Origin of the sequence: Microbacterium panaciterrae (assembly GCF_039541635.1) — a bacterium.
Lineage (GTDB): Bacteria > Actinomycetota > Actinomycetes > Actinomycetales > Microbacteriaceae > Microbacterium > Microbacterium panaciterrae.
In genome coordinates this window covers 1-6,500 of the sequence record NZ_BAABGP010000002.1, presented here as the reverse complement: position 1 = coordinate 6,500, position 6,500 = coordinate 1, and the positions used below count along the sequence as shown (strand labels likewise).

Below are 6,500 nucleotides of genomic sequence, written 5' to 3'. Positions count from 1 at the left end.
CTGTCGCGTCACCGTTCAAGACTCACCCACCGAGGAGCGGAACCTCTTGATCAACACGCCCTAGTCAACCCCGGGTCGTAATGCTCAGGGGGGTGATGCCTGGCTCGACGAGATGGGCCCTGAGCGTGATGGATCGCGCTCAGGGGCCCTCGGTTGGTTATGCGCCGGCGACGGGCTGGCGTTCGTAGACGTCGATGGTTCCACCCGTCGCCGTGTGGGGGTGCCCTTCGAGGAGGTTTGTGAGCGATTCGTACGAGTCGGCGCGCAGCAGTGAGAATCCACCGACGCTCGGATCAGCACCCGGCGATACGGCGACTGTGGGGTCACCGAACTTGACGATCGCGTCGCCGGCGCGCGTGGCCCACGCGTTCCAGGCGGAGCTTCCCAGGCGCGAACGGTCTCCACGTACGGGGCCGCCCATTCGGGAAGCTCGTCCGTGTGCTGCACACCGTTCCACCCCTCGGGCTCGTCACTAAACTCGAGCCCTTTCGCGGTTCCGAGTATCCCGTCCCCACGAACTCGCATCCCATCGATGAAGACGTGCAGCACTCCAAGGGGATCACTCCCGGGACAATGTTCTACCCGAAGCGCCAGGGGCGCCAGCATCACGGTGCGCCCTGACATCTCCCACCCGAGAACGGTGGGCCGATCGGGCGGCAGAGCCCATCGGTAGACCACATCGCAGCCTTCAGACATGTCCATCATTCGTACCCCTCCACCGATGCCCGACTATCAAAACGGTGACAAGCACTTGCTCATAGCGGCGTCTCGTGCAGCACTCGATAGTTCACGATGCGGACTCGCCCCGTGTCGTCGAGCTCTGTCAATTTGCGCCTGCCCGCAGGGCCCGCATCGGGATCTAGCCCGACAATCGCTGCGACGATTGATCTGGGGTCGATATCACGTAGGCCGACGAGCAAGAAACCGGGGTCCATCCTCGATCCAGAAGAAGAGGTCGATGGCGCAGAAACGACTGTATCCGGCACCTTCCCAGCAGGAACCGGATACAGCCCCGGCCAGACGGCCGGCTCAGCCAAGAACAACCCCCAGCTTGCCCTGGCTTGCTTTTAAGTACCGTCAGAGGTGATTCGACTTTCCCCTCGTTCTCGATCGATCTCGGATACTGGCCTTACCCAACCCGGTTCCAAATATAGGCATATTTCTGCGGCGCTTCACACCAACCTCATTTGGCTTGCAATCCTGATCCCATCCGCTGAAGCTTGAACACGAATCAGTTCACCCGTCGGCTGACGAATTTCTTCGTTCCCCGTCACAATTGAAGTAGCGATGGATCCTGAACCACACGCCTCCTCATAGATCAATGAATCTATCGCTTTTACCCAGATGACCGGGTTAATTTTCACTCCACCGTTAATTCTTCGATACCAGATCACTCCGACCGCTTCACGATCACCGAGATGCAGTTCGCTCCGAATCCTTTCGTGCCGGCTGCGATACCAGTCAACGTCGTTATGAAATGGTTCAGAAACCAGAGCATGGACGATGCCGCCGAGGTCAACGACCCAGACAAATATGCCGTCAGAGGTTTCTCTCAATTGATTCGTTGACCGCATCTTGGGAAACCAGCACGTCACAAAGTATTCTTTGGCTTTGATTCTCTGGACCTGCGCTTCGACAACTCCGTCATATCCCGAGACGGTGAAATTTACGGATGCGGATTTGCTGAAGCTCGCGGCCACAATCGCGGCGGCACGCGTAGCATTTCCACAAAATTCACCACCAGCCATCTCGAAATGATTCTTTGACGCGACGAAGAACCCAGACTGTTCAGCGCTGGCATAGTATTGTTGTAGGCGTTTGCCCTCAGCTTCGTACTCTTGCCGAGATAGGGCATCGGGGATAACACGGATTGCGGTGCCGTTTCCTCCTGCGGCCATGATCACGAAATCTCGTTCAGTTTCCATCTAGGGAGCCCTGTTCTTCTTGCGTTATTGCGTCGTCCGGTGATCAACTCACAGCACGCGGGCCAGGAAGTCCTTCGTGCGCTGGTGCTGCGGGTTCGCCAGGACCTCGCGGGGGTCGCCCTCCTCGAGGATGTGCCCGCCGTCCATGAAGATCAGGCGCGAGCCGACCTCCCGCGCGAAGCCCATCTCGTGCGTGACGACCATCATCGTCATGCCCTCGTCGGCGAGGGTGCGCATCACCTGGAGCACCTCGCCCACGAGCTCGGGGTCGAGCGCCGAGGTGGGCTCGTCGAAGAGCATCATGTCGGGGTTCATGCACAGCGAGCGGGCGATGGCCACGCGCTGCTGCTGACCGCCGGAGAGGTGGCTCGGGTACGCGTCGGCCTTGTGGCCCATGCCCACCCGCTCCAGCATCTCCTTGGCGACCTTCTCCGCCTCGGCCTTGCCGCGCTTCTTCACCTGGCGCTGGGCGATCGTGAGATTGCCGAGCACGCTCATGTGCGGGAACAGGTTGAAGCTCTGGAACACCATGCCGATGCGCGCGCGCACCCGATCGATGTCGATGTCGGGATCGGTGATGTCGATCCCCTCGATCACGATCTTCCCGCCGGTCGGCTCCTCGAGCATGTTCACCGACCGCAGCAGCGTCGACTTGCCGGATCCGGAGGGGCCGATCACGCACACGACCTCGCCGGCGTTGACCGTCAGGTCGATGCCCTTGAGCACCTCGTTGTCGCCGTAGTGCTTGACGAGCCCTTGGATGTCGATCGCGGGCGCGCTCAGATTGATCAGGTCGGTGGTCATCGTTCCCTCGCCATCCGTCGCTCGAGCCACGCCGTCAGCCGCGTCAGCGGGATCGTCACGATCAGGTACAGCAGCGCCGCCATGACCATCGGCGTCGCGTTCGCATAGGTGGACAGGCCGTTGCGCGCGTAGGTCGTCAGCTCATAGGTGAGCGGAGTCGCCCCCGCGATGAAGAACAGCGAGGTGTCCTTCAGCAGCAGCACGAACTCGTTCGTCAGCGGCGGGATGATGATGCGGAAGCCCTGCGGCAGCACGATGAACACCATGGTCCGCGTCGGCGACATGCCGAGCGACCGCGACGCCTCCGTCTGCCCCTTCGGCACCGCCTGGATCCCCGCGCGGATCGTCTCGGCCATGTAGGCCGAGCTCACCACGATGAGTCCGAGCGTCGCCGCCCCCACCGGGCCGCCCGGGATCTTGACGTGCAGCGCGATCGGCAGCATGAGCGCGAACGCGAAGATCGTCATCAGCGCGGGGATGCCGCGGAAGAACTCGATCCACACGGTCGCCGCCCAGCGGAACGGCGGGATGCTGCTGAGCTTCATCAGCGCCAGGACGATCGCCAGGACGAGGCCCCCGGCGAAGGACTCGATCGTGAACAGCAGCGTGTTCTTGAGGCCGACGGTGATGATGCCCGGGAGCATCTTCAGCGCGACCTCAGGATTCGCGAACTGCTTGGCGACCGTCGGCCAGTCGGTGGCGAGCAGTGCCCACACGACGAGCGCGACGATCACCGCATAGACGGTGTAGTGATAGACCCGCGTGCGGGTCCGCTTCTTCAGAGCCATCGGCGTGAGTCAGACCCCGGTCACTTCGAGGTGCTGAAGTACTTGTCGTAGATCTTCTTGTACTCGCCGTTGTCCTTGAGCGCCTTGAGCTGCTCGTTGACCGCCTTGCGCAGGGACTCCTTCTGCCCCTTGGCGAACGCGAAGCCGTACTGCTCGTCCGTCTTGTAGGTCTCGACGATCTTGTAGTTCTTGTCAGCCTTCTCATGTTCGAAGTTGACCGGCTGATCCTGCAGGATCGCGTCGATCTGACCGCCCTGCAGGGCGGGCCACAGCACGCCGTCGTCGGAGAACTGCACGAGGTTCGCGCCCTTGGCGTGCTCCTTCGCGTAGTTCTCACCGGTCGTGCCCTGCTGCACGCCGACGTTCTTGCCGCTCAGGCCGTTGATGTCCTTGATGCCGGAGTCGGTCTTGACGAGCAGCGACTGCAGCGAGTCGTAGTAGCCGTCGGAGAAGTCGATGTTCTTCTTACGGTCCTCCGTGATCGTCATCGCTGACGCGGCCATGTCGCACTGACCCGCCAGCAGGGCGGCGCCAGACTGCAGCGTGTCGAAGTTCGTGACCTGGATTGCGACTTTCAGATCGAGCTTCTTCGCAATGGCTGTCAACAGATCGACGTCGAAGCCCGAGTAGCCGATCGGACTATTCGAGTCCAAAACGTCAAAGGGCGGGTAGGGGACATCCGAGCAGGCGGTAATGGTGCCCCCCGTGATGAGTCCGTAGTCCGTGCCACCGGCAGCGGCGGATCCGCTCTCGGTGGGCGTGGCACCGCCTCCGGAGCAGCCGGCGAGGGCGAGGGTGGCGGCCGCCGCGAGGGCGAGTCCGTAAGCAATTTTCGAGCGACGTTCCATGTTCGACTCCAATGTCGAGGACGCGGGCGTCCTAGTGCGGGTTTGCTCCAATCCTGAACCTGGAAATGAGTGTTGGAATGGGTTTCTCTGCCGCGGCACAACAGTCACATCCGCATACACCTCCGAGACCCCCGGAATTCCGCGGATCTCGGAGGCATCTGAGACATGCAGAAAGTCTGGAATACAAGACACGACTGTTCAAGGCCGAGGACTGCAGGCGCGCCGTGCGGCTCCGAGGCCAACGATCACGGGCCGCATTCACGGGTCCAGCGACGCTGCGCGAGCGGGTCGCTCGTCTGCCCGATGGGTAACGTCCCGGTCGACATCCCGACTTACACGCGGCCAACCTGCATCACGCGAGCTTCATGGCAGTTCGACTCAGGTGGCTACGACGATCCGATCGAGATCCCGGAGGTCACGCGCAAGTCGCCTGAAGGACACTTCTCCTCGGCGCGCTGCGCGCCAGGTGTAACGCCGTGCGTTTGGCGAGATCGGCACCGCGTGAGAACGAATCTGGACGTCGCTGAGCGACTGCAGCGGGGCCGCCTTGCGGGCCTTGCACAGCTCGTTCTCCTCGGCCCGCTGCGCGGCCAAGTACGGGTATCGCTTGTTAGTGCCCACAGGGCTCGCCATCCGGACGCCGACGCCGGCGCGCGATCGCGATTCTCGGCCGCCCGTCCCTCATCCCAGTTGTATAAAACTCCGAGTCTGGTTCGATAGCGGAACCACCGATATCGAATATTATGTCAGGTTGAAGATGGCCTGCTCTCACTAGATGCGAATACGACACCTGTTACGACTCCCCTGGTACGGTCCGGAGCTGCAGGGTCATGTCGCGCGCGTGGAGGGCGCCGTGGGTGGTGGTGTGGCCGTCGGCCTGATATTCCGAATTGCTCCTGACCAGGCGTTTCTGAGTTTCGCTCGCGGATGATTCGCGGGTAGTGCGAGACTTTCGCGCATTTTGCGACTTCCCCTATGCTTCTGCTATGTCCGGCAACGAGGCCGGTAGAAAGGGAGTTGAACTCTATGAGGAAGCGTGTGCTGGCGAGCCTTGCCGGGGTTGCTCTAGTAACAGTCGGGATGCTCGGTGGGGCTTCCGGGGCGTATGCGTCGGATCCTCTTCCTGATCCCGCCCCCGATGCCGCTCCGGCGCCCGACTATGAGGACACTGCGCCCAATGCGGTTCCGAGCAATGGGCTTTATTCGCCCATGGGAGATTTCATTACCTCGGCACAGATGGACGCGATTCCCAGTTCTGGGGGTGAAATCGCATTGGTCTTCCCGGATGCGCCACCGGCCCCTGACAACGGAGCGTCCGGGACCGTTCCCGTTCAGGTAAGCGGTTCTCGCTGCTACTTGGTGCCCGGAGTCATGTGGTCGCGTTCGTCGGGCAGCGGCTACACCTACGGCACGATCGGTTCCAAGCCGCAACTGACGAACTGCACGGCTGACGTCAAGAAGACGGGCATGGCAAGCGAAGTGTGGAAGAACAACGGATGGATCTGGTCGAGAGTGGCCGGACCATTCAACAGTTACGGCACGGGGAACATGCAGCAGAAGTCTGTGCAATACATCTGCAAGAACAAGGGAAGCAATCTCTACAAGGTGGTTACGACCAGCTGGGGTACGAACAGCCGCGGTCAGACTGGCGTCGGAAGGGACTCGACCGGGCCGTTCCGTTTCAGCTGCGGATGACTAAGTCCTAACCGATCTGTACTTCAGTTGTACCTTGCCGCCAAGGCACGGGAAACGGCGTCATCAGCACACCCTTCTCGAACTGCGGAGCCATGAGCTCCTGGTACTCGTGCGCCTCCTCCTCGTTCCCGAAGACGCCGAGGATGTTGTTGTCGGGTCCACTGTCGTGGTAGACGATCCACACTGTTTCCACACAGCGCACACTAGCTGAACCCTGACTCAGGAAGGGCCTTGCCGTCCCCATTGCCCACAAGGCCCTTCCTGGGTCAAGGATGAGCGCCGACGCCGAGTAGGGCCATCCCTGAGGCGCCGAGCAGCAGCGACGCCATCTCGGTCATAGCGAATATGCCGCTCACGAACACGCACCCCACACCACTAGGGCGTGTTGATCAAGAAGGTGCGGGGTGGCCAGCCGCCGCGAGTTGCGCGGGAGAATGGGC

General features: G+C 61.6%; 6 protein-coding genes. 1 reads left to right on the top strand and 5 read right to left on the bottom strand.

Annotated elements, in window-relative coordinates:
- Nucleotides 1–1,172 precede the first annotated feature (1,172 nt).
- From ABD882_RS00035 to ABD882_RS00020, 4 genes are read right to left on the bottom strand one after another with little or no spacing between them, the layout of a single operon-like run.
- Nucleotides 1,173–1,925, bottom strand: a complete 753-nt coding sequence (locus tag ABD882_RS00035; RefSeq protein ID WP_345183069.1) for a histidine racemase CntK family protein — start codon at nucleotides 1,923–1,925, stop codon at nucleotides 1,173–1,175.
- A 48-nt stretch (nucleotides 1,926–1,973) separates the two neighbouring features.
- Nucleotides 1,974–2,729: an amino acid ABC transporter ATP-binding protein gene (locus ABD882_RS00030; RefSeq protein WP_045250173.1), complete on the bottom strand. Its 756-nt coding sequence runs from the start codon at nucleotides 2,727–2,729 to the stop codon at nucleotides 1,974–1,976.
- The gene (locus ABD882_RS00025; RefSeq protein WP_345183064.1) at nucleotides 2,726–3,517 is read right to left on the bottom strand and encodes an amino acid ABC transporter permease; all 792 of its coding nucleotides are present in this window, start codon (nucleotides 3,515–3,517) and stop codon (nucleotides 2,726–2,728) included. Before ABD882_RS00025 ends, ABD882_RS00030 begins: the two co-directional genes overlap by 4 nt.
- Before the next feature lie 20 nt (nucleotides 3,518–3,537).
- Nucleotides 3,538–4,365, bottom strand: coding sequence for a basic amino acid ABC transporter substrate-binding protein (locus ABD882_RS00020; protein ID WP_345183062.1), 828 nt, complete (start codon nucleotides 4,363–4,365; stop codon nucleotides 3,538–3,540).
- Nucleotides 4,366–5,391: 1,026 nt separating this feature from the next.
- On the opposite strand from ABD882_RS00020, the gene ABD882_RS00015 reads away from it, so the two are divergent.
- Complete coding sequence (locus tag ABD882_RS00015) at nucleotides 5,392–6,060, top strand: hypothetical protein (RefSeq protein ID WP_345183060.1); 669 nt, start codon at nucleotides 5,392–5,394, stop codon at nucleotides 6,058–6,060.
- 7 nt (nucleotides 6,061–6,067) lie between these two features.
- On the opposite strand, the gene ABD882_RS00010 is transcribed toward ABD882_RS00015, so the two are convergent.
- Nucleotides 6,068–6,253 (bottom strand): hypothetical protein, encoded by a 186-nt coding sequence (locus ABD882_RS00010; protein ID WP_345183058.1) that lies wholly within the window; start codon nucleotides 6,251–6,253, stop codon nucleotides 6,068–6,070.
- Nucleotides 6,254–6,500 lie beyond the last annotated feature (247 nt).